Annotated in this window: 27 protein-coding genes; 10 read left to right on the forward strand and 17 right to left on the reverse strand. The window is 70.6% G+C overall.

Annotated features, from left to right (window positions below; all coding sequences use genetic code 11):
• Positions 1 to 473: 473 nt before the first annotated feature.
• The gene (locus tag H295_RS0138505) at positions 474 to 1115 is read right to left on the reverse strand and encodes a DNA-3-methyladenine glycosylase (RefSeq protein ID WP_020140691.1); all 642 of its coding nucleotides are present in this window, start codon (positions 1113 to 1115) and stop codon (positions 474 to 476) included.
• A 141-nt stretch (positions 1116 to 1256) separates the two neighbouring features.
• Between H295_RS0138505 and H295_RS0138510 the strand changes: the two genes are divergently transcribed.
• From H295_RS0138510 to H295_RS0138520, 3 genes are all read left to right on the forward strand, one after another.
• A complete protein-coding gene (locus H295_RS0138510) occupies positions 1257 to 2039 on the forward strand; it encodes a sporulation protein (protein ID WP_020140692.1) in 783 nt (260 codons plus the stop codon).
• Between the two features lie 43 nt (positions 2040 to 2082).
• Positions 2083 to 2622: a YbhB/YbcL family Raf kinase inhibitor-like protein gene (locus H295_RS0138515; RefSeq protein ID WP_020140693.1), complete on the forward strand. Its 540-nt coding sequence runs from the start codon at positions 2083 to 2085 to the stop codon at positions 2620 to 2622.
• Positions 2623 to 2774: 152 nt separating this feature from the next.
• Positions 2775 to 3281, forward strand: a complete 507-nt coding sequence (locus tag H295_RS0138520; protein ID WP_020140694.1) for an HNH endonuclease — start codon at positions 2775 to 2777, stop codon at positions 3279 to 3281.
• 64 nt (positions 3282 to 3345) lie between these two features.
• Here H295_RS0138520 and H295_RS0138525 read toward each other — a convergent pair whose 3' ends face one another.
• The 3 genes from H295_RS0138525 to H295_RS0138535 form a co-directional block, all read right to left on the reverse strand.
• On the reverse strand, positions 3346 to 4284 hold the full coding sequence (locus H295_RS0138525; protein ID WP_020140695.1) for an SPFH domain-containing protein: 939 nt from the start codon (positions 4282 to 4284) through the stop codon (positions 3346 to 3348).
• A 130-nt stretch (positions 4285 to 4414) separates the two neighbouring features.
• On the reverse strand, positions 4415 to 4846 hold the full coding sequence (locus tag H295_RS0138530; protein ID WP_020140696.1) for an NfeD family protein: 432 nt from the start codon (positions 4844 to 4846) through the stop codon (positions 4415 to 4417).
• 95 nt (positions 4847 to 4941) lie between these two features.
• Positions 4942 to 5739 (reverse strand): ABC transporter ATP-binding protein, encoded by a 798-nt coding sequence (locus tag H295_RS0138535; RefSeq protein WP_028810141.1) that lies wholly within the window; start codon positions 5737 to 5739, stop codon positions 4942 to 4944.
• A gap of 139 nt (positions 5740 to 5878) precedes the next feature.
• On the opposite strand from H295_RS0138535, the gene H295_RS0138540 reads away from it, so the two are divergent.
• A complete protein-coding gene (locus H295_RS0138540; RefSeq protein ID WP_078616876.1) occupies positions 5879 to 6667 on the forward strand; it encodes a hypothetical protein in 789 nt (262 codons plus the stop codon).
• Positions 6668 to 6819: 152 nt separating this feature from the next.
• Here H295_RS0138540 and H295_RS0138545 read toward each other — a convergent pair whose 3' ends face one another.
• From H295_RS0138545 to H295_RS0138560, 4 genes are all read right to left on the reverse strand, one after another.
• The gene (locus tag H295_RS0138545) at positions 6820 to 7059 is read right to left on the reverse strand and encodes a chaplin family protein (protein ID WP_020140699.1); all 240 of its coding nucleotides are present in this window, start codon (positions 7057 to 7059) and stop codon (positions 6820 to 6822) included.
• Positions 7060 to 7254: 195 nt separating this feature from the next.
• Positions 7255 to 7500, reverse strand: coding sequence for a chaplin ChpE (gene chpE, locus H295_RS0138550; protein WP_020140700.1), 246 nt, complete (start codon positions 7498 to 7500; stop codon positions 7255 to 7257).
• Between the two features lie 117 nt (positions 7501 to 7617).
• On the reverse strand, positions 7618 to 8256 hold the full coding sequence (locus tag H295_RS0138555) for a response regulator (protein WP_020140701.1): 639 nt from the start codon (positions 8254 to 8256) through the stop codon (positions 7618 to 7620).
• Complete coding sequence (locus tag H295_RS0138560) at positions 8249 to 9394, reverse strand: GAF domain-containing sensor histidine kinase (RefSeq protein WP_028810142.1); 1146 nt, start codon at positions 9392 to 9394, stop codon at positions 8249 to 8251. Before H295_RS0138560 ends, H295_RS0138555 begins: the two co-directional genes overlap by 8 nt.
• Positions 9395 to 9580: 186 nt before the next feature.
• On the opposite strand from H295_RS0138560, the gene H295_RS0138565 reads away from it, so the two are divergent.
• The 3 genes from H295_RS0138565 (at position 9581) to H295_RS0138575 (ending at position 12436) form a co-directional block, all read left to right on the forward strand.
• Complete coding sequence (locus tag H295_RS0138565) at positions 9581 to 10276, forward strand: SDR family NAD(P)-dependent oxidoreductase (protein WP_028810143.1); 696 nt, start codon at positions 9581 to 9583, stop codon at positions 10274 to 10276.
• Complete coding sequence (locus tag H295_RS0138570) at positions 10273 to 11379, forward strand: S-adenosylmethionine:tRNA ribosyltransferase-isomerase (RefSeq protein ID WP_020140704.1); 1107 nt, start codon at positions 10273 to 10275, stop codon at positions 11377 to 11379. Before H295_RS0138565 ends, H295_RS0138570 begins: the two co-directional genes overlap by 4 nt.
• A gap of 298 nt (positions 11380 to 11677) precedes the next feature.
• Positions 11678 to 12436 (forward strand): transglycosylase SLT domain-containing protein, encoded by a 759-nt coding sequence (locus tag H295_RS0138575; protein WP_020140705.1) that lies wholly within the window; start codon positions 11678 to 11680, stop codon positions 12434 to 12436.
• 76 nt (positions 12437 to 12512) lie between these two features.
• Here the strand turns inward: H295_RS0138575 and H295_RS0138580 are convergent, their stop codons facing one another.
• Positions 12513 to 15113 carry an FHA domain-containing protein gene (locus H295_RS0138580; protein WP_028810145.1) on the reverse strand — a complete coding sequence of 867 codons (2601 nt, stop codon included), beginning with the start codon at positions 15111 to 15113 and terminating at the stop codon, positions 12513 to 12515.
• A 238-nt stretch (positions 15114 to 15351) separates the two neighbouring features.
• On the opposite strand from H295_RS0138580, the gene H295_RS0138585 reads away from it, so the two are divergent.
• Together H295_RS0138585 and serB are read left to right on the forward strand one after the other, a co-directional pair.
• Positions 15352 to 17322 (forward strand): streptophobe family protein, encoded by a 1971-nt coding sequence (locus tag H295_RS0138585; protein ID WP_043218706.1) that lies wholly within the window; start codon positions 15352 to 15354, stop codon positions 17320 to 17322.
• Positions 17323 to 17442: 120 nt separating this feature from the next.
• Complete coding sequence (gene serB / locus H295_RS0138590) at positions 17443 to 18657, forward strand: phosphoserine phosphatase SerB (protein ID WP_020140708.1); 1215 nt, start codon at positions 17443 to 17445, stop codon at positions 18655 to 18657.
• Between the two features lie 255 nt (positions 18658 to 18912).
• Here serB and H295_RS0138595 read toward each other — a convergent pair whose 3' ends face one another.
• From H295_RS0138595 to H295_RS0138610, 4 genes are all read right to left on the reverse strand, one after another.
• Positions 18913 to 19431, reverse strand: coding sequence for a SixA phosphatase family protein (locus tag H295_RS0138595; protein ID WP_020140709.1), 519 nt, complete (start codon positions 19429 to 19431; stop codon positions 18913 to 18915).
• A gap of 65 nt (positions 19432 to 19496) precedes the next feature.
• Positions 19497 to 19703: a hypothetical protein gene (locus H295_RS0138600; RefSeq protein WP_020140710.1), complete on the reverse strand. Its 207-nt coding sequence runs from the start codon at positions 19701 to 19703 to the stop codon at positions 19497 to 19499.
• Between the two features lie 228 nt (positions 19704 to 19931).
• Positions 19932 to 20042: an SGM_5486 family transporter-associated protein gene (locus H295_RS48505; protein WP_020140711.1), complete on the reverse strand. Its 111-nt coding sequence runs from the start codon at positions 20040 to 20042 to the stop codon at positions 19932 to 19934.
• 37 nt (positions 20043 to 20079) lie between these two features.
• Complete coding sequence (locus H295_RS0138610) at positions 20080 to 21441, reverse strand: CynX/NimT family MFS transporter (RefSeq protein ID WP_420706290.1); 1362 nt, start codon at positions 21439 to 21441, stop codon at positions 20080 to 20082.
• A gap of 82 nt (positions 21442 to 21523) precedes the next feature.
• Here H295_RS0138610 and H295_RS0138615 point away from each other — a divergent pair, with 82 nt between their 5' ends.
• Positions 21524 to 22219 carry a FadR/GntR family transcriptional regulator gene (locus H295_RS0138615; RefSeq protein ID WP_020140713.1) on the forward strand — a complete coding sequence of 232 codons (696 nt, stop codon included), beginning with the start codon at positions 21524 to 21526 and terminating at the stop codon, positions 22217 to 22219.
• On the opposite strand, the gene H295_RS0138620 is transcribed toward H295_RS0138615, so the two are convergent.
• From H295_RS0138620 to H295_RS0138635, 4 genes are all read right to left on the reverse strand, one after another.
• Positions 22194 to 22547, reverse strand: a complete 354-nt coding sequence (locus H295_RS0138620) for a hypothetical protein (RefSeq protein ID WP_020140714.1) — start codon at positions 22545 to 22547, stop codon at positions 22194 to 22196. The genes H295_RS0138615 and H295_RS0138620 overlap by 26 nt on opposite strands.
• Before the next feature lie 152 nt (positions 22548 to 22699).
• A complete protein-coding gene (gene fabI / locus H295_RS0138625; RefSeq protein WP_020140715.1) occupies positions 22700 to 23467 on the reverse strand; it encodes an enoyl-ACP reductase FabI in 768 nt (255 codons plus the stop codon).
• Positions 23468 to 23472: 5 nt separating this feature from the next.
• On the reverse strand, positions 23473 to 24177 hold the full coding sequence (gene fabG / locus H295_RS0138630; protein ID WP_020140716.1) for a 3-oxoacyl-[acyl-carrier-protein] reductase: 705 nt from the start codon (positions 24175 to 24177) through the stop codon (positions 23473 to 23475).
• Positions 24178 to 24368: 191 nt separating this feature from the next.
• Positions 24369 to 25640 carry a hypothetical protein gene (locus tag H295_RS0138635; RefSeq protein WP_158691114.1) on the reverse strand — a complete coding sequence of 424 codons (1272 nt, stop codon included), beginning with the start codon at positions 25638 to 25640 and terminating at the stop codon, positions 24369 to 24371.
• Between the last annotated feature and the right edge of the window lie 24 nt (positions 25641 to 25664).

The following is a 25664-nucleotide window of genomic DNA, read 5'->3' on the forward strand; positions in this document are numbered from 1 at the left end:
ACATCACGAGAGCGGAGCGACCACCGGAATAAGGCGGTCGCTCACAGCGTCCTCGCTGTGTTTTTCTTCAAAGGAACCTCGTCCCAGCCATGATGGCCGGAGACGGGGTATCAACATATCTGGCGTTGATTTTTGGCACGCTGTTGAGTTCTCAAGGAACGGACGCTTCCTTTGTACTCACCCTCTCGGGCTTTCCTCCGGGCTTTTCCCTTCGGTCTTGCGTTTCCGACTCTATCAGATCCTTTCGGGCCTGATTCCCTGTCGGCGGGGCCTTTCGACATTCACTACGTTAGCCCATTCCCTCGGCAACTCATAATCGAGTTCCGCGAGTTCGAATTCGGGCATACGGGCACGCCGAAATCGTCCCCGCTGAGGGGATGTCGTAGGTAGTGGTTTGGCCGCTCTCGGCTGCTGGCGATCGCCGTAACCGGGTCAAGCGGCTCGGGCTACGTTACGCATCTTCCAAGAGCGAGTCAACTTGAGCGGCGCCTCGGCACATGGGCCCGATAGGGGCTCACCGTCGGATCGTTGGCGACCCAGAACCGCCAGGGGTGCACGCCGCCTTCGCCGGCCACTCCGGTGCGCGGACCGTTGAGTACCTGGTCGGAGGGGACCGGGGTGCCGGTGAGCACCCTCAGCGGGGTCTCGCCCGAGGCACAGGCGTCCGTGCCGTCCAGGGCCCGGTCCACGCCCAGGGCGGTGGCCAGGCGGGCCGGTCCTTTGGCCAGTTCTTTGTCGTTTCGGGCCGAGAGTCGACGTTTGCGAGCCAGTTCCGTGCCTTCGAGGACCTCTCCGGCGCGGAGCAGGACGGCGCTCGCCCGGCCCTCCTCACCGCAGACGAGGTTCATGCAGAACCACATGCCATAGGTGAAGTAGACGTACACATGTCCGGGCGGACCGAACATCACGTCGTTGCGGGCCGTGCGGCCGCGATAGGCGTGGGAGCCGGGGTCGTTCTGGCCGTCGTAGGCCTCGACCTCCGTGATGCGGAGCACGATCGGACCGTCCGGTGTCGTACGGACGAGGAGACGACCGAGGAGATCGGGGGCGACCTCCAGTACAGGGCGGTCGAAGAAGTCTCGTGGCAGTGGCGTACGGTCCGGGGGCGTGATCATGGCGTACGAGCGTAGTCCAGACGGGTGTGTGCCAAGGGGTGGTCAAGGGTTCGTCCCCTTGCCAGGGTGAGGGCGCGGAACCGACCACGGCCGGATCGCGTTTGTAGGGATCAGGAATCCGCGCGTTCTAAGAGGAGAGACATGGCGTTCAAGAAGCTGCTCGCGAGCCTGGGGGCCGGCGGGGCTTCGGTGGAGACGGTGCTGACCGAGGTCAACGTCGTCCCGGGTGGTGTCGTCCAGGGCGAGGTGCGGATCCAGGGCGGGTCCGTCGACCAGGAGATCGAGGGGCTGTCGGTCGGGCTTCAGGCCAGGGTCGAGGTCGAGAGCGGCGACCAGGAGTACAAGCAGGACATCGAGTTCACGAAGGTCTCGCTCGGTGGTGCCTTCACGCTCCGGGCCAACGCGGTGCACGCGGTGCCGTTCGGTCTCGAGATCCCCTGGGAGACGCCGATCACCATGATCGACGGGCAGGCGCTGCGCGGGATGAACGTCGGTGTGACCACCGAGCTGGCCATCGCGCGTGCCGTGGACTCCGGTGACCTCGACCCGATCAACGTGCACCCGCTGCCGGCGCAGAAGGCGATCCTGGACGCGTTCCTCCAGCTGGGCTTCCGCTTCAAGAACGCGGACCTGGAGCGCGGGCACATCCGTGGGACGCGGCAGCACCTGCCGTTCTACCAGGAGATCGAGTTCTTCCCGCCGCAGCAGTACCGGGGGCTGAACCAGGTCGAGTTGAGCTTCGTCGCGGACGGTAACGCGATGGACGTGGTGCTGGAGATGGACAAGAAGCCGGGTCTGTTCAGCGAGGGCAGTGACACCTTCCGTTCCTTCCAGGTGGGTCTGCACGACTACCAGGGCACCGACTGGGCCGGGTACCTCAACCAGTGGCTGTCCGAGGTCGGCAGCAGGCGCAACTGGTTCTAGGCTCGGAACTGTTGATTCCGCCGACAGACCAGGAGGTACCGAGGTGACCGAGCTCAAGCGGCGGCCTCTCCCCCATGACTTCCACCCGCCCGTGCCGTCGTTCACGGTGACGAGCGAGGACGTCTCCGAGGGGGCGACGCTGAAGGACGCTCAGGTCTACGCGGCCGGCAACACCTCTCCGCAGCTGCGCTGGGAGGGTTTCCCGCCGGAGACCAGGAGCTTCGCCGTGACCTGCTACGACCCCGACGCCCCCACGGGCAGCGGGTTCTGGCACTGGGTCGTGTTCGACATCCCGGCCTCGGTGACCGAGCTGCCGGTGGGCGCGGGCAGCGGGAAGTTCGAGGGGCTGCCGGAGGGTGCCGTACAGGCGCGGAACGACTACGGGTCGAAGGACTTCGGTGGGGCCGCGCCACCGGCCGGGGACGGGCCGCACCGGTATGTCTTCACGGTGTACGCGGTGGATCAGGAGAAGCTCGGGCCGGATTCCGACGCGTCGCCTGCCGTTGTGGGGTTCAACCTGCGGTTCCACGCGATCGCGCGTGCCCAGTTGATCGGTGAGTACGAGGTGCCCGCCGAAGACTGACGTTCAACGAGCGTTTGCCCGCCTCTGGTCTTGGAATTGATCAGGGGCGGGCACTTTTTATTGCGTTGTCCATCTCGGCGTGCCCGGCCAGAGTTGATCCAAGCCCAAGCCCGCCAGGGGTGGGCCGGTACGCAACGGGAGGTGGGCTGGTCATGCGGGAGACGCTGGTACTGAACGCGAGCTTTGAGCCGCTGTCGACGGTGACGTTGAATCGAGCCGTCGTTCTGGTGCTTCAGGACAAGGCCGTCGTCGAGCAGTCCCACCCCGAACTGCGCATGCGCGGAGCCGCGGTCGACATACCGGCGCCCCGGGTGATCAGGTTGTGCCGGTACGTGCGGGTGCCCTTCCGAAGACAAGCTCCGTGGTCTCGGCGGGGTGTTCTGGTGCGTGACCGGCACAGGTGCGCGTACTGCGGGCGGCGGGCGACGACCGTGGACCACGTGGTGCCGCGGTCGCAGGGTGGTCAGGACACCTGGCTGAACACGGTGGCCTCCTGCGCGGAGGACAACCACCGTAAGGCGAACCGGACTCCGGCGGAGGCGGGGATGCCGTTGCTGCGGGAGCCGTTCGAGCCGACTCCGGCGGACGCGATGCTGTTGTCGCTGGGCCACGAGGACTTCTCGGCGCTGCCGGAGTGGTTGGCCGGAGAGGCCGCCTAGGCCGTAGCCGAAGACGGAGATGGGGCTCACCTCGGACGAGGTGAGCCCCATCTCCGTGTGCACATCAGTCGATCTTCGGGGTCTCCCGGCGTTCCGTGCCGCCGTTGCCTCCGCTCGAACCGCCGCCGATGTTGCCGAAGTTGCCCATGGCGCCGGAAAGGCCCTTGAGGGCGTCGCCGATTTCGCTGGGGACGATCCAGAGCTTGTTGGCGTCGCCCTCGGCGATCTTGGGGAGCATCTGGAGGTACTGGTAGGAGAGGAGCTTCTGGTCCGGGTCGCCGGCGTGGATGGCCTCGAAGACCGTGCGGACCGCCTGGGCCTCTCCCTCGGCGCGCAGGGCCGCGGCCTTGGCCTCACCCTCGGCGCGCAGGATCTGGGACTGCTTCTCACCCTCGGCGGTGAGGATCGCGGCCTGGCGGGTACCTTCCGCGGTGAGGATCGCGGCGCGCTTGTCGCGGTCGGCGCGCATCTGCTTCTCCATCGAGTCCTGGATGGAGGTCGGGGGCTCGATCGCCTTCAGCTCCACGCGGTTGACGCGGATGCCCCACTTGCCGGTGGCCTCGTCGAGGACTCCGCGCAGGGCCGCGTTGATCTCCTCGCGGGAGGTCAGGGTCCGCTCCAGGTCCATGCCGCCGATGATGTTGCGCAGCGTGGTGACGGTGAGCTGCTCGATCGCCTGGATGTAGCTGGCGACCTCGTAGGTCGCGGCGCGGGCGTCGGTGACCTGGTAGTAGATGACCGTGTCGATGTTGACGACCAGGTTGTCCTGGGTGATCACCGGCTGCGGCGGGAACGGCACGACCTGTTCACGCAGGTCGATGCGGTTGCGGATGGTGTCTATGAACGGCACCACGATGTTGAGGCCCGCGTTGAGTGTCCGCGTGTAGCGGCCGAAGCGCTCGACAATGGCGGCGCTCGCCTGCGGGATGACCTGGATCGTCTTGATCAGGGCGATGAAGACCAACACCACCAGAATGATCAAGACGATGATGACCGGTTCCATCGTGCTCCCCGTGCCCTTCTCCGCCTCGGCGTTTTCGGAAGATCTTATGGTTGTTGAAGATCTTGCTGGTCGAGTCTGACAGACCGTCGTACAACTCGTGGTGCGTTCGGTTCAGTTGCATCCTGCGAGGTCACATGACGATCGCGGTCGCTCCCTCGATGTCCACGACATCGACCTCCTGGCCCACTTCGTAGGCTCGGCCGGTGTCGAGGGCACGGGCCGACCAGACCTCTCCGGCGAGCTTGATCCGGCCGCCCGAGCTGTCGACGCGCTCCAGGACGACGGCCTGCCTGCCCTTCAAGGCGTCGACCCCCGTGACGAGTTGGGGTCGCTGCGAGGAATGCCGGGCCGCGATCGGCCGTACGACGGCGATGAGGGCCACCGAGACGACGACGAAGACGAGCACCTGCACGACGACGTCACCACCGAGCCCGGCCGAGACCGCTGCCGCGACGGCGCCGACCGCGAGCATGCCGAACTCCGGCATCGCGGTCACCACGAGCGGGATTCCGAGCGCTGCCGCGCCGACGAGCCACCACACCCATGCGTCGATGTCGTTCACATGGTCAATGGTAGGTCCGGGAGTACCGCCTCCGACAGGGCGCGATGGCGCCGGGAGGGGCTTCTTACCCGTGTTTTTGCGGGGACTTCACTTGATCACGACAGCGGAAGGCCCTGAGCGGTCCAGCGTTCGCCGACCTGCTCGACGACGAGCGGGAGGCCGAAGCAGAGGGAGAGGTTGCGGGAGGTGAGTTCGAGTTCCAGGGGACCGGCGGCGAGCACCTTGCCCTGACGGATCATGAGGACGTGGGTGAAGCCGGGGGCGATCTCCTCGACGTGGTGGGTGACCATCAGCATCGAGGGGGCGATCGGGTCGCGGGCGAGCCGGCCGAGGCGGCGGACCAGGTCCTCGCGGCCGCCGAGGTCGAGACCGGCGGCGGGCTCGTCGAGGAGGAGCAGTTCGGGGTCGGTCATCAGGGCGCGGGCGATGAGGGTGCGCTTGCGCTCGCCCTCGGAGAGGGTGCCGAACTTGCGGTCCAGGTAGTCGCTCATGCCGAGGCGGTCGAGGAAGGCACGCGCGCGCTGCTCGTCGATGTCCTCGTACTCCTCCTGCCAGCCCGCGGTCATGCCGTACGCGGCCGTCAGCACGGTCTCCAGGACGGTCTGGCGCTTGGGGAGCTTGTCGGCCATGGCGATGCCGGCCATGCCGATGCGGGGGCGCAGCTCGAAGACGTCGGTGCCGGGCTTGCCGAGGGTCTCGCCGAGGATGGTGGCGGTGCCCTTGCTGGGGTAGAGGTAGCTCGACGCGAGGTTCAGGAGCGTGGTCTTGCCGGCGCCGTTGGGGCCGAGGATGACCCAGCGCTCGCCCTCCTTGACCGACCAGGAGACCTGGTCCACCAGAGCCCGGTCCTCACGGACCACGGATACGTCCTGAAGCTCCAGAACATCGCTCATGAGCGCGTTGTCTCCCCTTGCAGTGTGACGGTGTCGACGTCTCGGCTGTCGCGTGCGCGCTTTTGGGCGCAGCCCTCGATGAAATCTACGCCACCAGCCGCGCGGTCCGGTCCATAGGTCCGGTCCTTAGGCTGGGGGCATGCTCTCGGAACCGCGCTCTGGACGCCTTGCCGCTTGGGGAAACGGCCTTTTGGCCGGACTTGTCTCGCCCGACGACGCCGTACTGGCGATCGTCGGTGACGATGCCGTGCACCGGGTGGAGGGACTGCCCGGGGAGACGGCGGTGGTCGGTCTCACCCTGGCGCTCGGGCGGCTGAGGTCGCTCGGGGTCACCGGCCTGCGGGTCGCGCTGCCCGCGCCCGGGCATCCGCTGGGGCTGAGCGGGCCGCCGGAGTTCAACGCACGGGCGTTGGAGGCGGAGGAGGCGGTCGTCTGTCACGGCGCCGCGCTGGGCCTGGTGCCCGAGGTGTACGAGGCCGGGCCCTCGGGTGATGTGCATGTGGAGGTGGTGTGGCACGTGCTGCCGGTGCGGGAGGCTCCGCCGGCGGACGTGCCGTCGCTGGGCGAGGCGGAGCGGGAACTCGCGGAGGCCCTGCGGGAGGCGACGGAGGTGCTGTCGCGGCTGGACGTGGCCGGGTCGGGGCCGGTGGCGGAGGCGGCGATCGGGGCGTACCGGGCTCGGGCGGAGCGGGGGCGGGAGGTTCTGGCGCCGGGGTATCCGCCGCGCGCGGTGCGGGTGTTGGAGCTTGCTCAGCGGGTGGGGTTGCTGGTGTCGCTGGCGTATGAGAACGGGCATGGGGGTGCGGTGAGTTCTGCGGAGATGCGGGCTCGGGGGGAGGCGTTGCGGCCGGTGGAGCGGACGTCTCGTAGGGCGCAGGTGGCTGCGTACAACGCGTATGTGGAGGAGCGGGAGCGGGGGGTGCGGTGAGCTGCGCCTAGGGGGGTGCCGGGTTCTGTGGTCGTGCGGGTGCGTTGTGGCTGGTCGCGCAGCCGAACGACCGCCCCTCCCCCACGGCCGCCAACGCCAAGGGCCCCTCAAGTCGTCGTTGACTTGAGGGGCCCCTCGGTTCAGACCAGGCGTCAGCCGTTCACGCCCGTGTTGCCGAACGCCGGGTTCAGCAGGCCGATGACGTTCACGCTGTCGCCGACTACGTTCACCGGGACGTGGACCGGGACCTGGACCAGGTTGCCCGAGACGACGCCCGGCGAGCCCACGGCCGCGCCGTCGGCACCCGCGTCGGCGACAGCGGCACCGGCGGCGGCACCCGTGGCGATACCGGCGACGGTGATGGCCACGGCGGCCTTCTTGGCGATGTTCATGGGAAGCGTTCCTCCTGCGTTCGCGTATCCGACCCGGCCGCGGGTCGTGCGCTGATCAACGCGCTCGCAGTCCCGGGCGGCACGGATATCCCCGCAGGATTCACCGTTCGGCTCATTCGGCCGACAAACGGACCGGCCTCCCGGACGCGTGACACGTCCGGGAGGCCGGGGCCACTGCCCGCCGGGGGCGGGGAATCAGTGGTTGATGCCGAGGTTGCCGAAGGCCGGGTTCAGCACACCGATGACGTTCACGCTGTTGCCCACGGCGTTCACCGGGACGTGGACCGGGGCCTGGACCAGGTTGCCCGAGACGACGCCCGGCGAGCCCACGGCCGCGCCGTCGGCGTGCGCCCCGTCGGTGGCGGAGGCCATGCCGGCACCGGCGGCGATCAGCCCGCCGGCCACCATCGTCACGGCCGCTGCCTTCTTCAGGTTCTTCACTGCTGAGCCCTCCCTAACGATTGCCGCGGCAGTCGCCGCAGCACGCACTGGAGAACGGTGGAGATCCATCGGGGTTGCGCCGTCCGGGGGACATTCCCACGACAGTATGAAGTCCTATCAGGCCACACCATGACGAACCGCCCAGAGCGCCGCCTGGGTTCGATCCGCCAGGTCGAGCTTCATCAGGATGTTCGAGACGTGGGTCTTCACGGTCTTCTCGGAGAGGACCAGGGCGCGGGCGATCTCCCGGTTGGAGCGGCCGTCCGCGATCAGCCCGAGCACCTCGCGCTCCCGCTCCGTGAGCGAACCGCCCCTGCCCTGGCCGGAGTTGTTCTCCTCCTGGGAGAGCAGGGCGCCTGCCACCTCGGGCTGGAGCAGGATGTGGCCGGCGTGGACGGAGCGGATGGCGCCGGCCAGGGCGTCGGGGTCGACGTCCTTGTAGACGTATCCGGCGGCTCCCGCGCGCAGGGCCGGGACCACGGTGCGCTGTTCGGTGAAGCTGGTGACGATCAGCACGCGCGCGGGGTTGTCCAGTTCGCGGAGCCGGCGCAGGGCGTCGATGCCGTCCGTGCCCGGCATCTTGACGTCCATGAGGACGACGTCGGGCCTCAGTTCCTCGGCGCGCTGGACTCCCTCGGCGCCGTCGGCGGCCTCGCCCACGACCTCTATGTCGTCCTGTACTTCGAGGAACGTGCGCAGGCCCCGGCGGACGACCTGGTGGTCGTCGACGAGCAGGACCTTGATCGCGTCAGCCACCGGGGACCTCCATCTCGATCGTGGTGCCCTTGCCGGGCGCCGATTCAACGGTCAATGTGCCGCCGACCCCGCTGGTGCGGTCCCGCATGGAGACGAGGCCCAGGTGACGTCCCGCGCGGCGGGTCGCCGTCGGTTCGAAGCCGTTTCCGTCATCCGTGACCCGCAGGACGGCTCCGCTGCCGCGCCGGTCCAGCGTCACGTCGACATGCTCGGCGCCCGAGTGCCGCAGCGCGTTGTGCAGGGCCTCCTGGGCGACGCGGAGCATGGCCTCCTCCTGGGCGGCGGGCAGTGCGCGGAAGCTGCGGGCGGTGAAGGCCACCCGGGCGGTGTGGGCGCGGTCGAGGACCTGGACGTGGGTGCGCAGGGTGGCGGTCAGGCCGTCCTCGTCCAGAGCGGCGGGGCGCAGTTCGACCACGGCGGCCCTGAGTTCGTCGGCGGCCTCGGCGGCCAGCACCGCCACCTGGTGCAGCTCACCCTTGGCGCGGGACGGGTCGCGGTCGACGAGGGCTGCCGCGGCCTGGGCGGTCAGGCGCAGGGAGAAGAGTTTCTGGCTGACCGCGTCGTGCAGTTCGTGGGCGAGCCGGGAGCGCTCCTCGGCGATCGTCAGTTCGCGGCTGCGTTCGTAGAGGCGGGCGTTGGTGAGGGCGATCGCGGCGTGCTGGGCGAGGATCGAGAGGAGTTCCTCGTCCTCCTCGGTGAAGCCGCAGCCGCCCTCGGGCTTCTCACAGTTCTTGTTGGCGAGGAACAGCGCGCCGATGACCTCGTCGCCGTCGCGGATCGGCAGGCCGAGGAAGTCGGACATGTCGGGGTGGGCCGACGGCCAGCCCTCGAAGCGGGGGTCCTTGCGGACATCGGCGAGGCGCTCGGGGGTGGCCTCGTGCAGCATCGCGGCGAGGATGCCGTGCTGGCGCGGGAGCGGGCCGATGGCCTTCCACTGCTCGTCGCTGACGCCGTCCACGACGAACTGGGCGAAGCCGCCGTGGTCGTCCGGGACGCCGAGGGCGGCGTACTGGGCGTCGAGCAGCTCGCGGGCCGAGGCGACGATCGTCTTGAGGACGTCGCGCACCTCGAGATGCCTGCTCATGGCCAGCAGCGCGGTGCTCACCGCGGCGAGGCCGGACCGTGGACCGTGACTCATGCCCTCAGCGTACGGGCGGGCTGTGACAGTGCGGATCGGACCTGTGACCGCGCCCCACTAGGGCGAGCGACCTAGGGCGAAGGGCCGCACCGCTCTGCGGCCCGCGTCCGAGGCGGCCGGCCAGGACGCGTTCCTACGGTGGGGGCACGCCGATCCGGAGGCGTGGAGGACGAGGGGACGGATGTCATGCCGGTCGCGATCATCACGGGGGCCTCGAAGGGTCTTGGGCGGGCGCTCGCCGAGGCGTTGGCCGCGCGGGGCTGGGACCTGGTGCTCGACGCCAGGACGCCCCAGGTGCTGGCGGAGGCGGCGGCCGCGCTCGCCGCGCACGGGACCCGGGTGACGGCCCTGCCAGGGGACGTCACGGACCCGGTGCACCGCTCCGAGCTGGTGGCCGCGGCCTGGAAGCTCGGCGGTGTCGATCTGCTGGTGAACAACGCGAGCGCGCTGGGCGCCGAGCCGCTGACCCGCCTCGACGGGCTGCCGCTGGACGGGTTCCGCCGCGCGCTGGAGGTGAACGTCGTGGCCGCGCTGGGCCTGGTCCAGGAGGCGCTGCCGCTGCTGCGGGCGTCGGAGGCGGGCACGGTGATCGCGGTCAGTTCGGACGCGGCCGCCGAGGCGTACGAGACGTGGGGCGGGTACGGGGCGTCCAAGGCCGCCCTGGACCACCTCGCGGCGGTGCTGGGCGAGGAGGAGCCCGGGCTGCGGGTGTGGGCCGTGGATCCAGGGGACATGGCGACGGACCTGTACGCGGCGGCCGTACCGGAGGACAGGGAGCCGCGGCCGCGGCCGGCCGGTGTCGTGCCGGGTTTCCTGTGGTTGCTGGACGAGCGGCCGGCGAGTGGGCGGTACGGGGCTCCGGCGCTGCTGGAGGGGCGGTGACCACGGCGACGGGGGTACCGGCGTTCGGCCGACGGGGGTACCGGGTGCCGGAGGAACTGTCGGCGCGGGTGCCGGCCGAGCAGCGCGGGCCCGGGCTGGACCGGGACGCCGTACGGCTGCTGGTGTCGCGGGGCACCGAGGTGTCGCACCACTCCTTCGCGGAGCTGCCGCGGCTGCTGCGGGCCGGGGACCTGCTCGTCGTGAACACCTCGCCCACGCTGGCAGCGGCCGTCGACGGGCGGATCGGGCACGCGCGTGTGGTGGTGCACTTCTCCACGCGCGGGGACGACGGCCGGTGGACGGTCGAGCTGCGGGATCCGGACGGAAGGGGCACCACGCGTGCGCGTGCGGGCGGGCCTGCGGGGACGGAGGTGCGGCTGCCCGGGGGCCTGCGCCTGGTGCTGGAGGGGGCCGTGAGCGAGCGGCTGTGGTGGGCGCGGGTGTCCGGCGGGGAGGTGTTCGGGCTGCTGCGGGAGCACGGGCGGCCCGTTCGGTACTCCTACACGGAGCGGGACCAGCCGCTGTCCGTCTACCGGACGGTGTTCGCGCTTCCGTCGTCCGACGGGTCGGGCAGTGCGGAGATGCCCAGTGCGGCGCGGCCCTTCACCGGGCGGACGGTGGCGGAGCTGGTGAGCCGGGGGGTGCGGTTCGCGCCCGTGCGGCTGCACGCCGGGGTGGCCTCGGCGGAGGCGCACGAGCCGCCGTATGCGGAGCGGTTCGCGGTGCCGGAGACCTCCGCGCGGTTGATCAACGCGGTGAAGGCCGGGGACGGCCGGGTCCTCGCCGTGGGGACGACCGTCGTGCGGGCCGTGGAGTCGGCGGCCGGGGCCGACGGGGTCGTACGCGCGCGTGCGGGGTGGACGGACCTCGTCGTGACCCCGGAGCGCGGGGTGCGGGTGGTGGACGGGCTGCTGACCGGGCTGCACGAGCCCGAGGCCTCGCATCTGCTGATGCTGGAGGCGGTCGCCGGGCGGGCCGCGATCGACCGCGGGTACGAGGAGGCGCTGCGCGGGCGCTACCTGTGGCACGAGTTCGGGGACGTGCATCTCCTGCTGCCCCCGGAGGGCCCTCACGCAGAGCATTGCGTCAGCAACTGCTCGTGAGAACGCTGTGAAGCCGGTGTGAGCCCGCACATAGGGCCCAGATCACGTACGAAGCGAAATAGGAGACAAAGGCCTCCGGTGTGATCGGGGCAGACGTTCTAGTCTGTCCCGATTTGCCCTCCCCCGGCCCACTATCGGGGATCGTACGTCACACCTTTGCCCGGGCATTTTGCGGCCGCTAAGAATGGCTCTCGTCGCTCAGCGCCGCGGACTCCCACCGCGGCGTTTGTGCCGGAAGCACCCGTGTCCCCACCGGACAGCGAGCGACCTCCGCGCTATCCGAAGAGGTCCATTCCGCATGCCCAAGTACACCTTCACTCGTGCTCATCGCCCTGCTCTCACCAAGCGTCACAAGATCGCCGTAGCCGGTGTCGCCACGCTCGGCGCCGCGGCCGTGGCGTTCAGTGCGGTACCCGGCAACGCCGAGACGACCACCTCCGAGGCCGCCGTCTCCTCGGCCCCGGTGAAGTACTCCTCCGAGCAGTTCAAGGGCCTCCAGTCGGACGTCAGCGAGCAGCTCGCCGCCAGGAGCCTCCAGGGCCAGGCCGCCGAGGCCAAGGCCAAGGCCGAGGCGAAGGTCAAGGCCGCCGCGGCCGCGAAGAAGAAGGCCGCCGCCGCTGCCGCCGCCAAGAAGAAGGCCGTCGCGAAGAAGAAGGCCGAGAAGGCCCGCAAGGCGAAGGCCGCGAGCCGGGCCGCGCACCGCGCCAAGCTGAAGGCCGCCGTGCGCAAGTCCTACGCCAACAACCTGGACGGCTGGATCAAGGAGTCCCTGGACATCATGAAGGCCAAGGGCATCCCGGGCACGTACAACGGCCTGTACCGCAACATCATCCGGGAGTCCTCGGGCAACCCGAACGCGATCAACAACTGGGACATCAACGCGATCAACGGCGTGCCGTCGATCGGTCTGCTCCAGATCATCAAGCCGACCTTCAACGCCTACCACGTCCCCGGTACGGCCTGGAGCCAGTACGACCCGGTCGCCAACATCACCGCGTCCGCGAACTACGCCTTCCACCGGTACGGCTCGATCGACAACGTCAACAGCGCGTACTGAGGCCGCGCGGACCTCTCGTACGCGGAAAGGGCGGCACCCGGTCGGGGTGCCGCCCTTCACCGTCGTACGGCAGTGATCACTTGCGCATGACCTCGGGCTCGTGGCGGCGCAGGAAGCGGGCCACGAGGAAGCCGCAGACCACGCCGAGGGCGACGAGGGCGATCATGTCGAGGCCCCAGGCGCTGACCGTGTGGTTCCACAGCGGGTCGGTCGCACCACCCGGCTTGGGCGGGTTGACCTGGTTGAAGTCCAGGGTGGCGCCCGCGGCGGCGACCGCCCAGCGGGACGGCATGAGGTACGAGAACTCGTTGACGCCGACCGCGCCGTTCAGGGTGAACAGGCAGCCGGTGAAGACCACCTGGACGATCGCGAACATGACCAGCAGCGGCATGGTCTTCTCGGACGTCTTCACCAGCGCGGAGATGATCAGGCCGAACATCATCGACGTGAACCCGAGACCCATGATCGGCAGGCAGAGCTCCGCGAGGGTGGCGTGGCCGAGAACCAGGCCCTCCTTCGGGATGCCGCGGGTGGAGAAGCCGATGACACCGACCAGCAGGCCCTGGAGCACGGTGATCACCCCGAGCACGAAGACCTTGGACATCAGGTACGCCGAGCGGGACAGGCCGGTGGCGCGCTCCCGTTCGTAGATGACCCGTTCCTTGATCAGTTCACGGACCGAGTTGGCGGCCCCGGCGAAACAGGCGCCGACCGCGAGGATCAGCAGGACGGTGGTGGCCGTGCTGTTCGGCTCCGGGAGCTTGGTCCTCGGGTCGACGGGCTTGGGCAGCAGGGCGTCGCCGAAGTCGATCAGCAGGCTCACCGCGCCGAGGACGGCCGGCAGGATCACCATCAGGGCCAGGAAGCCCTTGTCGGACGCGATCACCGAGACATAGCGGCGCACGAGTGTCGTGAACTGGCCCGTCCAGCCCTGCGGCTTCGGCGGCTTCATGCCGTGCATCGGAGGCGTCTGTACGGACTGCGGCGCCACGGCGTCTATGTCCGCGGCGTACATCTGGTAGTGCTGCGAGCCCTTCCAGCGCCCGGCCCAGTCGTAGTCGCGGTAGTTCTCGAAGGCGGAGAAGACGTCGGCCCAGGTGTCGTAGCCGAAGAAGTTCAGGGCCTCCTCGGGCGGGCCGAAGTAGGCGACGGCGCCGCCCGGGGCCATCACCAGGAGCTTGTCGCACAGGGCGAGCTCGGCGACGGAGTGCGTGACGACGAGGACCGTGCGGCCGTCGTCGGCGAGGCCGCGCAGCAGCTGCATGACATCGCGGTCCATGCCCGGGTCGAGGCCGGAGGTCGGCTCGTCGAGGAAGATCAGCGACGGCTTGGTGAGCAGTTCCAGGGCCACCGAGACGCGCTTGCGCTGGCCGCCGGACAGGGCGGTGACCTTCTTCTCGCGGTGGATGTCGAGCTTCAGCTCGCGCAGCACCTCGTCGATGCGGTGCTCGCGCTCCTCGCCGGTGGTGTCGGCGGGGAAGCGGAGCTTGGCCGCGTACTTGAGGGCCTTCTTGACGGTCAGCTCCTTGTGCAGGATGTCGTCCTGCGGGACCAGACCGATGCGCTGGCGCAGCTCGGCGAACTGCTTGTAGAGGTTGCGGTTGTCGTAGAGGACGTCGCCCTGGTTGGCGGGCCGGTAGCCGGTGAGTGCCTTGAGCAGGGTCGACTTGCCGGAACCGGACGGTCCGATGACCGCGATCAGGGACTTCTCCGGGACGCCGAAGGAGACGTCCTTGAGGATCTGCTTGCCGCCGTCGACCGTGACGGTGAGGTGGCGGGCGGAGAAGGAGACCTCGCCGGTGTCGACGAACTCCTCCAGGCGGTCGCCGACGATCCGGAAGGTGGAGTGGCCGACGCCGACGATGTCCGCGGCGCCGAGCAGCAGCGAGCCGCCCTTGGGAATCGGCTGGCCGTTGACGTACGTGCCGTTGTGCGAGCCCAGGTCGCGGATCTCCATGCGGCCGTCGGGCATCGAGTGGAACTCGGCGTGGTGGCGGGAGACCTGGAGGTCGGAGACCACCAGGTCGTTCTCCAGGGCACGGCCGATGCGCATGATGCGGCCGATGGTGAACTGGTGGAACGTGGTCGGGCTGCGGTCGCCGTAGACGGGCGTCGGGCCGGCGCCCACTCCCCCGCCGGGGCCCTGCTGTTCCGGGATCCGCTGGGGCTGGTGCGACGGGTGCGGCCGCTGGGGCTCCGGCCAGCCGGACTTGGCGGCCTGCGGGACCTGGTGGGAGGCCTGCGGCGGGGTCTGCTGCGGGGCCTCGTGGGACGCCTGGTGCGGAGTCTGCCGGGAGGCCGGCTCCTGGGGCGCCTGCCGGGCCCAGGCCGGGTTCGCGCTCTGCGCGGCGTACCGCTGCTGCTGGGGCTCGGCGGCCGGGGCCGCGGTGCCGGTGAAGCTGAGCAGCGGGCCGTCGTTCGCGTTGCCGAGGCGGAGCGCCGCGCCCGGGCCGAGCTCCGACTCGTGGATCCGCTGCCCGTGCAGGAACGTCCCGTTGGTGCTGCTGTGGTCCTCGATGACCCAGTCGCGCCCGCTCCGGCTGATCGTGGCGTGCCGCCAGGACACCCTGGCGTCGTCGAACACGATGTCAGCCTGCGGATCACGCCCAAGGCGGTACGCCCGGGACGGATCGAGCGTCCAGGTACGTCCATTCGCTTCCAGTACGAGTTCCGGCACGCCACGCCCCACTGAGTAGTCCCCGAACTGCCCCCGTCACAGGGAGTGTAGGGATGTCGAACAACGTCGGGAACTATTTCAGGCTCCGGTGACTGACCGAAACACGAGCCCCGAGAAGAGCACGTTCGCACGCTTCGGCCGGTTCCGTTGACGGGGTTGAAACCGACCCGGAGAGTGGGTAATCCACGCGAGGGGGATGAGCGCGGTCTCGGCCGTGCCGCGGATCGGGGGGTCTGCCATGAGTGCGTCCAGGAGCGTCGGGAACGCGCCGCACGGCGTCCGGCTGCCGTGGGGGGACATCGTGCTGTCCGCGGTGGCGTCCGTGAGCTGGGCGTTGATCGGGATGGCGGGGACGGCCGCGCTCGGACTGCACCTGCTGGAGGCCGATTCGGTGGCCTCGCTCGGCCCGATGACCGCGGCGGTGGTGACCCTCGCGGCGGGGGGTTCGGTGACACCCTCCGGGGACGGTTCCGCCTTCGGGTTGACAGGGGCGCAGGCCGCGACCGCCATCGAGATCACGCCACTGGGCGTCAGCCTGGTCGGTGCGGTGCTTTTGTCATGGTTCTTCCTACGGTCCCTGCGGGCGGCCGGAGCGGTGATCGCGCCCTCCGAGCTGATGGCGCGCGCGGGTTCGGTGATCGCGCTGTTCGTGGCGATGCTGGGCGGGCTGGCCTGGGCGGGGCACGACGTCATCACGATCGACGGGGGCGCGCTGGGGCTCGACAAGCTGCCCGGGGCGGGCGGGGGCGGCGGTCTGGACATCCCCGGGCTGGGCGACGTCGGCGACATCGGCGGGCTGCTGCCCGACAAAATCGGCGACCTCGTCGACGCGAAGGCCGCCGTCGGCTTCACGGTGGACACCGCGCCGACGCTGCTCGGCGGCCTGGGCTGGTCGGTCGGGATCCTGCTGGTCGCGCTGCTGGCGTCCCGACGAACGCCGTTGCCGCGTGGCTGGGAGGCCGTGCACCGGGTCGTACGGCCTGCGGTGTCCGCGCTGGTGACGGTACTGCTGGTCGCGGTGGTCGCGGGGCTCTCCGCGGCGGCGTTCGCAGCGATCGGCGACGACCACCCGAAGCGGATCGCGGGCGCGGCGCTGCTCGGGACGCCGAACGGGGTCTGGCTGGGCATCCCCCTGGGCCTGTTCGTCCCCTTCGACGGCCGCGCGACCGGCGTCCTGACGAACTTCCTCCCCGACCCCCTGGACCGGCTCCTCGGCTCGGGCTCCGACCACACGGTGACGCTGGGGAAGCTGGCGGACCTGGACGGGCGGGTGTGGCTGCTGGGGGTGGGCGCGGGACTGATGATGCTGTTGGCGGGGGTGCTCACGGCTGTGCGGACGCCGGTGGGGGTGCGGGCGGGGGTGCGGGCGGGGCGGGCGTACGGCGACGACGTGAGGGCCGTACCGGACTCGGGAGCCCTTGGTTTCGCCGGGCGGTGTGCGGTGCGGCTTGGAGTCGCGACCGCCTTGGCGTTGCCCCTGCTCGCCTGGCTGACGGAGGTGTCGGTGAACGCCTCGCTGTCGGTGCTGGGGTTCGACGCGTTCGGGGCGGGCGTGGAGCTGCGGGGGCAGTTCGGGATGGCGGCGCTGCTCGGGGCGGTGTGGGGCGCGGCGGCGGGAGCGGCGGGGGCGCTGCTGGCGCGGGCCACGGGCGCGGCGGGGTCGCGGGCCTCGGGGCTGTCACTGCGTGAGGTGACGGGGGTGGCAGCGGGGGCGGGAGCCGGGACCTGGTCTGCGGGAGGGACGGGAGCGGGGGTGGGCGGGGATCCTCGGTACGAGCACGAGGGCGGGTCCGGGCCCTATGACGACCGTGCGGCGAGGCTGTACGGGGGCGGCGGGGCGGGGACGTACGGCAGCGAGCCGGATCCGCGGCCCGGGGGATCCGCGGCCCATGGTGGCGGGTTCCAGCCGTACGAAGGTGAGGCCGGCCCGTACGTGCCCGGTGCTTCCTATCGGCCTCCGAACGCGGCGACGAACCCGTATCTGCGGGTGCCGGAGGAGTTGCGGCGGCCTGAGGACGGCTCGCTGCCCTCGGACCAGCCACGGCGCCAGGGTGACTCGCCCGGGCAGCCCGGCACCGTCTACGGCGCTCCCACCGTGGCCGGTCCGGTCGACCCGCCGCCTCGTTCGCCCGAGGAAGGACGGCAGTCCCCGCCTCCACCGCCGCCTCCTCCCCCGCCACCACCGGGGAAGCCGAAGGGGCGGCGCTGACGCGCGCGGACGTGGTCGGCTCGCAAGGCCCGCGTCACCCGTCCGACACCGACTGTTCCCTGTCCGTCAGACGGACCGCGGGAGCAGAAGGCACTGGGTGCCGGATACGGTGGGAACACCATGAGCGCTTCGCAGACCTCGTCTCCCGACGTCCCCACCCTTCTCGTCAAGATCTTCGGGAAGGACAGGCCGGGCATCACGGCCGGCCTCTTCGACACCCTCGCCGCCTACTCGGTCGACGTGGTCGACATCGAGCAGGTCGTCACCCGTGGCCGGATGGTGCTGTGCGCGCTCGTGACCGCGCCGCCGCGCCCGCAGGAGGGCGATCTGCGGGCGACCGTCCACAGCTGGGCCGATTCGATCAAGATGCAGGCGGAGATCATCTCCGGTCTCGGTGACAACCGGCCGCGTGGCCTGGGGCGTTCCCTGGTCACCGTGCTCGGTCACCCGCTCACCGCGGAGGCCACCGCCGCCATCGCGGCCAAGATCGCCCAGGCCGGCGGCAACATCGACCGTATCTTCCGGCTGGCCAAGTACCCGGTCACGGCCGTCGAGTTCGCGGTGTCCGGCGTCGAGACGGAGCCGCTGCGCACCGCCCTGGTGACGGACGCCGGCAAGCTCGGCGTGGACGTGGCCGTCGTCGCCGCCGGTCTGCTCCGCCGGGCCCAGCGGCTGGTCGTCATGGACGTGGACTCGACGCTCATCCAGGACGAGGTGATCGAGCTCTTCGCCGCACACGCCGGCTGCGAGGACCAGGTCGCCGAGGTGACCGCGGCCGCGATGCGCGGCGAGCTCGACTTCGAGCAGTCGCTGCACGCGCGCGTGGCCCTGCTGGAGGGGCTGGACGCCTCGGTCGTGGACAAGGTGCGCAGCGAGGTGCGGCTGACGCCGGGCGCGCGCACGCTCATCCGGACGCTGAAGCGGCTCGGCTTCCAAGTGGGGGTCGTCTCGGGCGGGTTCACCCAGGTGACCGACGACCTCAAGGAGCGGCTCGGGCTGGACTTCGCCCAGGCGAACACGCTGGAGATCGTCGGCGGGAAGCTGACCGGCAAGGTCACCGGGGAGATCGTGGACCGCGCGGGCAAGGCGCGGCTGCTGCGGCGGTTCGCCGCCGAGGCGGGGGTGCCGCTGTCCCAGACGGTGGCGATCGGGGACGGCGCGAACGACCTGGACATGCTGAACGCGGCCGGGCTCGGGGTCGCCTTCAACGCCAAGCCGGTGGTGCGGGAGGCCGCGCACACCGCGGTGAACGTGCCGTTCCTGGACACGGTGCTGTACCTGCTGGGCGTCACCCGCGAAGAGGTCGAGGCGGCGGACGCGCACGAGGAGGACTGAACCGGCGCACGGGGCGGAGACCGGCCGGCCCCGTCAGCGGGCGGGTGGAGGACGGCCCGGCTGGCGATGTGCGGAGTGAGGGCGACCCGCCCGTCAGCGTGCGGAGTGAAGGCGACCCGCCCGTCAGCGTGCGGCGCGCAAGCCGTGCCGCCCCTCGGCGTCCGGGGCGGAAATCGGCACGGCGTGCATGACAGGGCCCGGCACCATCTCGGTGCCGGGCCCTGTCGTGTCGCGTCTCGCGTGCGGGTCGGGGTCTCAGTCGGACGGTGCCCAGTAGTCGACGAGGGTGGCCACCCCGGGCTCCAGGGTCTTCCAGGGGCCGCTGAAGGACAGGACGGCGAAGGCGGCGGCCGGGAAGCCGCGCTCGCTCATCCGGCGGCGGGCGTCTCCCTCGGCGGCGCCGGCGAGGATGTCGGCCAGACCCTGCACTCCGGGGTTGTGGCCGATCAGGACCGCGTTCTGCACGTCGTCCGGGGTCTCGTTGAGCACGGCGATCAGCTCGCCGGGAGAGGCCTCGTAGATCCGCTCCTCGTAGACCGTTTTCGGCCGGTGCGGGAACTCCTGCACCGCGAGCTTCCAGGTCTCCCGGGTCCGGGTCGCCGTGGAGCAGAGGGCGAGGTCGAGGGGGATGCCAGAGTCGGTCAGCCGCCGTCCGGCCTCCGCTGCATCTTTTCGGCCCCGGTCGGCGAGCGGCCGCTCATGGTCGGTGACCTGTGGCCAGTCGGCTTTCGCATGCCGGAAAAGGACAATCCTGCGGGGTTCTGCGACGCTCATAGGATCCAGCTTCGCATGAAACAGGCCACGGGGCGCAGGGAGTTGACGGGCGGCTTCGCGGGTGCTCAGCGCGCCAGGAGCTGCTGGACGCGCTCCAGGAAGTGGGTGACGGCGGGGTCGCCGGAGGCCGCGTGCGCGTCCGAGGGGTTGAGGATGAGGGCCAGGAGCACGACGAAGGCCAGCGTCGGCAGGGCCAGGGCCCACCAGGGCAGCCGGATGTCGACGCCGCCCCGGGACGCCGGGTGGGGCGGGGTGTGCGCAGGGGCCGACATGAGTGCCTCCGGTCTTCGAGTTCCGGTGATCCGCTGTTCGCGGTCACATCTCGAAGGTACGGACCCGGCGGGCCTCAACCCATCCGGTGATCCACCCAGTTGACCCTGACACTCGCCCCCTAGGGGACAGGGGGGTTAACCCCACCGCCGCCCCGGGGAGCAGGTCATCCGATCAAGGGTCGGGGGTCATCGGACCAAGGTCCGGGGATCATCGGATCAAGGTTCGGATCAAGGTGAGGCGATCGTGGCGATGATCGCGATGACGACGAAGATGGCGAGGAACGAGCCGAAGACCAGCAGCATCTTCTTCTGGCCGTTCTGGGGGTTCGGGTCGAGCATGCGGCCAGTGTCGCACTCCGGTCTCTTACCCGGCCGGTCAGGGTGCCGCCGCGGCCGCCTCGTCCTCGACCGTACGGTCACGGCCCGCGAGCACTCCGACGGCCATCTGCGGGATCATCAGGCCGATCATGAGCGCGATCGGCAGGCCCCAGCCGCCGCTGTGCTGGTAGAGCACGCCGACCAGGAGCGGGCCGGGGATGGAGATCAGATAGCCGGTGCTCTGCGCGAAGGCGGACAGCTGGGCCACGCCCGCGCCGGTCCTGGCGCGCATCCCGACCATGGTGAGGGCCAGCGGGAAGGCGCAGTTCGAGACGCCGAGCAGAACGGCCCAGGCCCAGGCGCCGGCGGCGGGCGCGAGGTAGAGGCCCGCGTAGCCGGCTAGGCCGCACACGCCGAGGGCGAGCACGATCGGGCCCTGGTGCGGCAGCCGGGTGGCCACGCGCGGGATGACGAAGGCCAGGGGGACGCCCATCACCATGGTGACGGCGAGCAGCAGCCCGGCGGTGCCCGCGGGCACGCCCGCGTCCCGGAAGATCTGCGCCATCCAGCCCATGGTGATGTAGGCGGCGGTGGCCTGGAGCCCGAAGAAGACGGCGAGCGCCCAGGCGGTCCGGCTGCGGGTGATCCGCAGCGCGGGCGGCTCCACGCGCGGGTGCACGTGCTGGACCGGTCCGGCGCCCTCCACACGCGCGTGCACGTGCTGGACCGGCCCGGCACCCTCCACACGCGCGTGCACGCTGCCCGCGGCGGACCCGGGGCCCTTGTCCCGTACGAGCGGGATCCACGGCAGGACGGCAGCCCCGGCGAGAGCGGCCCAGACCGCGAGCCCGGACTGCCAGCTGCCGCCGAGCGCGTCGGTCAGCGGCACGGTCACGGCAGCCGCGGCCGAGGTGCCGAGAGCCAGGGCCATCGAGTACAGGCCGGTCATGGAGCCGACCCGGTCCGGGAACCAGCGCTTGACGATGACCGGCATCAGGACGTTGCTGACGGCGATGCCCATGAGGGCGAGGGCACTGGCGGCCAGGAAGCCCGGCGTGGAGCCCGTGTACGGCCGTATGAGCAGGCCGGTGGTGATGGCGACCATGCCCGCGCACACCACCGCGCCCGCGCCGAAGCGGCGGGCCAGGCGGGGAGCCGTGACGCCGAAGACCGCGAAGCACAGCGGGGGCACCGAGGTGAGCAGCCCGGCCACGCTGCCGCTCATGCCGAGTCCGTCGCGGACTTCTTCGAGGAGGGCGCCGAGGCTGGTGATGGCGGGGCGGAGGTTGAACGCGGACAGCACGATGCCGACGACGACCAGCCGCACCGCCCACGCGCGCGGGGCGGGCGGAAGGGGCCCTTCTGCCGGTGGGACGCGTGCTGCCGTGGGCTTCACTGCCCGGGTTTCCTCGCTTGCCATGACACCCATCATAGAATCATGGGATGATTGGTTGTCCATCCCCGGGGCGGCCTCGGTCGCCCCGGCCGTGCGAAGGTGTGCCATGCCCCTGAGCCATCCCCGTCGCTCGGCGCTGTCCGAGCAGGTCATCGCCGCACTGCGCAACCAGATCTCCTCGGGCGAGTGGCCGGTCGGCTCCCGGATCCCGACCGAGCCGGAGCTGGTCGACCAGCTCGGGGTCGCGCGCAACACCGTCCGTGAGGCCGTCCGCGCCCTCGCGCACAACGGGCTGCTGGACATCCGCCAGGGCTCGGGGACGTACGTCGTGGCGACCAGCGAGCTGGCGGGCGTGATGCACCGCAGGTTCGCCGACGCCGACCCCCGGCACGTCGCCGAGCTGCGCTCCACTCTGGAGTCGTCCGCGGCGCGGCTGGCCGCCGAGCGGCGCACCGAGAAGGACCTCAAGCAGCTCGACACGCTCCTGGTGCGTCGTGAGGAGGCATGGGCGTCGGGGGACGCGGAGGCGTTCGTGACCGCGGACACCACCTTCCACCTGGCCGTGGTGGCCGCCTCGCACAACGACGTGATGACCGAGATGTACGCGGATCTCGGCGCGGTGCTGCGGGACTGGCTGCGCGAGGACGTCGGCGAGGAGCTGACGCCCGAGATGCACATGGACCACGCCCGGCTCGTCGACGCGATCCGCGCGGGTGACGCCGGTGCCGCCGCGCGGGAGGCGGCCGGCTATCCCTTCCTGTGCCGTCCGGGACGGTTCACAGCGCCAGCTTCCGGTGGCTGACCCACACCGACCGGACCTCCTTCCAGCACCGGCCGGTCAGCCGTACGGTCTGCGCGGGTCCCGCCCCGACCTCGGCGCCGTCGGTGTCCAGGTCCCACCAGCGGGCGCACTCGATGTGCAGGCGGACGCCGTCGGTGCGGGGATACGGGTTGTGGCAGTAGGCGGTCACCCGGGAACCGGTGACCTGGCTGCGGCAGGACGCCCCGAAGGGCTCCGGCGGTGCGGCTTCACGCGCCGCCACGCGCGTGTGCGGCATCGCGTCGTACGGCGGGGACATCACGAGACAGACGGCTGCGGTCACTGAGGCCAGACTGCGGGACAGGCGCACAAGGGGACCTCCTCGGCCGTGCTGGGGAGGGAAGCGCGGGTGAACGCGTAATCCAGGGTGCGCAGTTGTGGGCCGTACGCGCCCGGCCGGGTAGGCCGAACGGGGGACGCCCCGCTCCCAGAGGGAACGGGGCGTCGAGGACGTACCGGAGATCAGGCGCCGATGGCGTGCAGGCCGCCGTCCACGTGGATGATCTCGCCCGTGGTCTTCGGGAACCAGTCGCTCAGCAGGGCGACGATGCCCTTGCCGGCCGGCTCCGGGTCCTTGAGGTCCCACTCCAGCGGCGAGCGGTTGTCCCACACGGCGGCCAGGTCGCTGAAGCCCGGGATGGACTTGGCGGCCATGGAGGCGAGTGGGCCCGCGGAGATGAGGTTGCAGCGGATGTTCTGCTTGCCCAGGTCGCGGGCGACGTAGCGGCTGGTGGCCTCCAGGGCGGCCTTGGCCGGGCCCATCCAGTCGTACTGCGGCCAGGCGTACTGCGCGTCGAAGGTGAGGCCGACGACCGAGCCGCCGTTCTGCATCAGCGGCAGGCAGGCCATGGTGAGCGACTTCAGGGAGTACGCCGAGACGTGCATGGCGGTCGCCACGGACTCGAACGGCGTGTTCAGGAAGTTGCCGCCGAGCGCGTCCTGCGGCGCGAAGCCGATGGAGTGCACGACACCGTCGAGGCCGCCGAGCTCCTCGCCGACCACGTCGGCCAGGCGGCCCATGTGCTCGTCGTTGGTGACGTCCAGCTCGATGACCTTGGTGGGCTTCGGGAGCTTCTTGGCGATGCGCTCGGTCAGCGTGGGCCGCGGGAACGCCGTCAGGATGATCTCGGCGCCCTGCTCCTGGGCCAGCTTGGCGGCGTGGAAGGCGATGGAGGACTCCATCAGCACACCGGTGATCAGGACGCGCTTGCCCTCGAGGATTCCGCTCATGGTGATCAGTGACCCATTCCCAGTCCGCCGTCAACGGGAATGACGGCTCCAGTGATGTACGAGGCGTCGTCGGAGGCGAGGAACCGCACCGTCGCGGCGACCTCCTCCGGCTGGGCGTACCGGCCGAGGGGCACCTGCTTGACGATGGCCTCGCGCTGCTCGTCGCTGAGGGCCTTGGTCATGTCGGTGTCGACGAAGCCGGGCGCGACGACGTTGAAGGTGAGGTTGCGCGACCCCAGCTCACGGGCGAGGGACCGCGCGAAGCCGACCAGCGCGGCCTTGGAGGCGGCGTAGTTGGCCTGGCCGGGGCCGCCGTAGAGGCCGACGACCGAGGAGATCAGGACGACGCGGCCCTTCTTGGCGCGCAGCATGGCGCGGTTGGCGCGCTTGACCACGCGGAAGGTGCCGGTGAGGTTGGTGTCGATGACCGAGGTGAAGTCCTCCTCGGACATGCGCATCAGGAGCTGGTCCTTGGTGATGCCGGCGTTGGCGATCAGGACCTCGACGGGACCGTGCTCGGCCTCGATCTCCTTGTAGGCCTGCTCCACCTGCTCGGAGTCGGTGATGTCGCACTTGACCGCGAGGAAGCCGGCCGGCGGCTCACCCGAGCGGTACGTGATGGCGACCTTGTCGCCGGCGTCGGCGAAAGCGCGGGCGATGGCGAGGCCGATGCCCCGGTTGCCTCCGGTGACGAGAACCGAGCGGCTCAACGGATCACCCTTTCCATAGGGGTCTGACACACCCGCCCGAAAACCTGGATGACAGGCGGCTTCTCCGAAAACCTATCGGTCCGTCCCCTGCCGAGGACATTCGGGCAGCGACAGTGGGAGACAGCCATGGCTGTGGGATCCCTACAGGCCCGCCGTGAGCGACGACGGGTGAACGCGGTGCCACCGGTTTCTCATATGTCCCCGGACCAGCGCTGATCCGCCCGGGCCAGTTCGTCGCACAGGATGTGCAGAGTGCGGTCGAACAACACCCCCCGGTGGGACAGCACGTTCCGGGCCAGGACGAGCTGCTCCAGCAGCCGTCGGTCCTCGACGGGGAGATTGAGGTGACCCTGGCGGCAGGCACGGAGCAAGGGTCCGACCTCGATGGTGCGGAACACCTCCTGCACGCGGGTGCGGTATCCGGCCGGAGGACGCTCGACATAGCGGTCGATCAGCTCGGCCACGGGTCTGGTCGCCGCCGAGAGGGCGCGCAGTGCCACGCGCTGGCGAGCCTCCTCGATCCAGGGCAGCAGCACCCGCGCCTGGGCCTGGCTGACCAGGATCTTCAAGTGGTCCGCGCGGCTCCGGTCGCCGCACCACACCACCGGGTGGACGCGTGAGCGGCCGTCCCACGCCTGCAGCAGCCCGCGCGCCCAGGCAGGGCGCAGCCCGGTCGCCGGCCGGTGCCCGGATCCGACGCCCGAGAGAACGGTCACGGGCTCCTCCGGCGGCACCGTCCGCACGCCGTCCAGGCACGCCCGCAGGCTGTCCTCCAGCGTGCCTTGGCTGCCGTCCCACCGCCGAGCCAGTCGCCAGCCGAGCACGAGATCGGGCCCGCACACCTCACTCACCACCTCGTCGCGAACGGCCCGCAGGATGCGGTCGCGCGGTATTTCGCCGCGTCGGCGGGTGTTGCGGGAGGCGTCGGCGGCCACGGCCGAGACGACGGTCGCGCTGTCGAGCCGATCGACGGTCCCCCACCACCAGTGCACGGCCGAGGTGGCCAGGTCGAGTTCGAGTTCGTCGGGAAACCGGGGCGGAAGGTCGTCGACTCGGGCCGTCACCAGTACCCGGGGACGGTTTTCGGGCGGCAGACCCGCCTGTTTCGCCGCCGCGTTGAGCGAGCGGATGAGACGGACCACCGCCCGGCCACGCTCCTGCTCCGGATCACCGGAGGCCGCGCTTGCTGTCGACTCCTCCCAGGCCCGGACACCGATCACCGGCCGCCATCGCCGGTCGGGGTGCACGAGGGCGTCGACTGCCTCCCCCGGAGGCACGGACAGTTCCTTGGCCAGCCGGGCGAAGAGCCCGGGCTCCGGCGCTTCCGGTGCGTCGGTGAGTCGCGGCACGCTGCGCTGGCGCGGGAAGACCGACTCACGTCCGAGATCGAACCCGTCGTCGTAGTCCTCCAGGAGGGGCAGATCATCCAGGGCCCAGCCTGTCTGCTCGGGTACAGCTCCCAAGGGCGGGACCGAAGACGTCTCCGA

It is taken from the genome of Streptomyces sp. 351MFTsu5.1, from assembly GCF_000383655.1.
Lineage (GTDB): Bacteria > Actinomycetota > Actinomycetes > Streptomycetales > Streptomycetaceae > Streptomyces > Streptomyces griseorubiginosus.

Excerpts from the sequence above, each read along its gene's own strand:
- H295_RS48505 (WP_020140711.1), bottom strand. The coding sequence starts at position 20,042 with ATGCTCGACCCGAACCCCCAGAACGGCCAGAAGAAGATGCTGCTGGTC.
- H295_RS0138545 (WP_020140699.1), bottom strand. The coding sequence starts at position 7,059 with ATGAACATCGCCAAGAAGGCCGCCGTGGCCATCACCGTCGCCGGTATC.
- H295_RS0138505 (WP_020140691.1), bottom strand. The coding sequence starts at position 1,115 with ATGATCACGCCCCCGGACCGTACGCCACTGCCACGAGACTTCTTCGAC.
- H295_RS0138560 (WP_028810142.1), bottom strand. The coding sequence starts at position 9,394 with ATGAGTCACGGTCCACGGTCCGGCCTCGCCGCGGTGAGCACCGCGCTG.
- H295_RS0138520 (WP_020140694.1), top strand. The coding sequence starts at position 2,775 with ATGCGGGAGACGCTGGTACTGAACGCGAGCTTTGAGCCGCTGTCGACG.
- fabI (WP_020140715.1), bottom strand. The coding sequence starts at position 23,467 with ATGAGCGGAATCCTCGAGGGCAAGCGCGTCCTGATCACCGGTGTGCTG.
- H295_RS0138525 (WP_020140695.1), bottom strand. The coding sequence starts at position 4,284 with ATGGAACCGGTCATCATCGTCTTGATCATTCTGGTGGTGTTGGTCTTC.
- H295_RS0138575 (WP_020140705.1), top strand. The coding sequence starts at position 11,678 with ATGCCCAAGTACACCTTCACTCGTGCTCATCGCCCTGCTCTCACCAAG.
- serB (WP_020140708.1), top strand. The coding sequence starts at position 17,443 with ATGAGCGCTTCGCAGACCTCGTCTCCCGACGTCCCCACCCTTCTCGTC.
- H295_RS0138600 (WP_020140710.1), bottom strand. The coding sequence starts at position 19,703 with ATGTCGGCCCCTGCGCACACCCCGCCCCACCCGGCGTCCCGGGGCGGC.
- H295_RS0138595 (WP_020140709.1), bottom strand. The coding sequence starts at position 19,431 with ATGAGCGTCGCAGAACCCCGCAGGATTGTCCTTTTCCGGCATGCGAAA.
- H295_RS0138535 (WP_028810141.1), bottom strand. The coding sequence starts at position 5,739 with ATGAGCGATGTTCTGGAGCTTCAGGACGTATCCGTGGTCCGTGAGGAC.
- H295_RS0138510 (WP_020140692.1), top strand. The coding sequence starts at position 1,257 with ATGGCGTTCAAGAAGCTGCTCGCGAGCCTGGGGGCCGGCGGGGCTTCG.
- H295_RS0138610 (WP_420706290.1), bottom strand. The coding sequence starts at position 21,441 with ATGGCAAGCGAGGAAACCCGGGCAGTGAAGCCCACGGCAGCACGCGTC.
- H295_RS0138615 (WP_020140713.1), top strand. The coding sequence starts at position 21,524 with ATGCCCCTGAGCCATCCCCGTCGCTCGGCGCTGTCCGAGCAGGTCATC.
- H295_RS0138585 (WP_043218706.1), top strand. The coding sequence starts at position 15,352 with ATGAGTGCGTCCAGGAGCGTCGGGAACGCGCCGCACGGCGTCCGGCTG.
- H295_RS0138565 (WP_028810143.1), top strand. The coding sequence starts at position 9,581 with ATGCCGGTCGCGATCATCACGGGGGCCTCGAAGGGTCTTGGGCGGGCG.
- H295_RS0138540 (WP_078616876.1), top strand. The coding sequence starts at position 5,879 with ATGCTCTCGGAACCGCGCTCTGGACGCCTTGCCGCTTGGGGAAACGGC.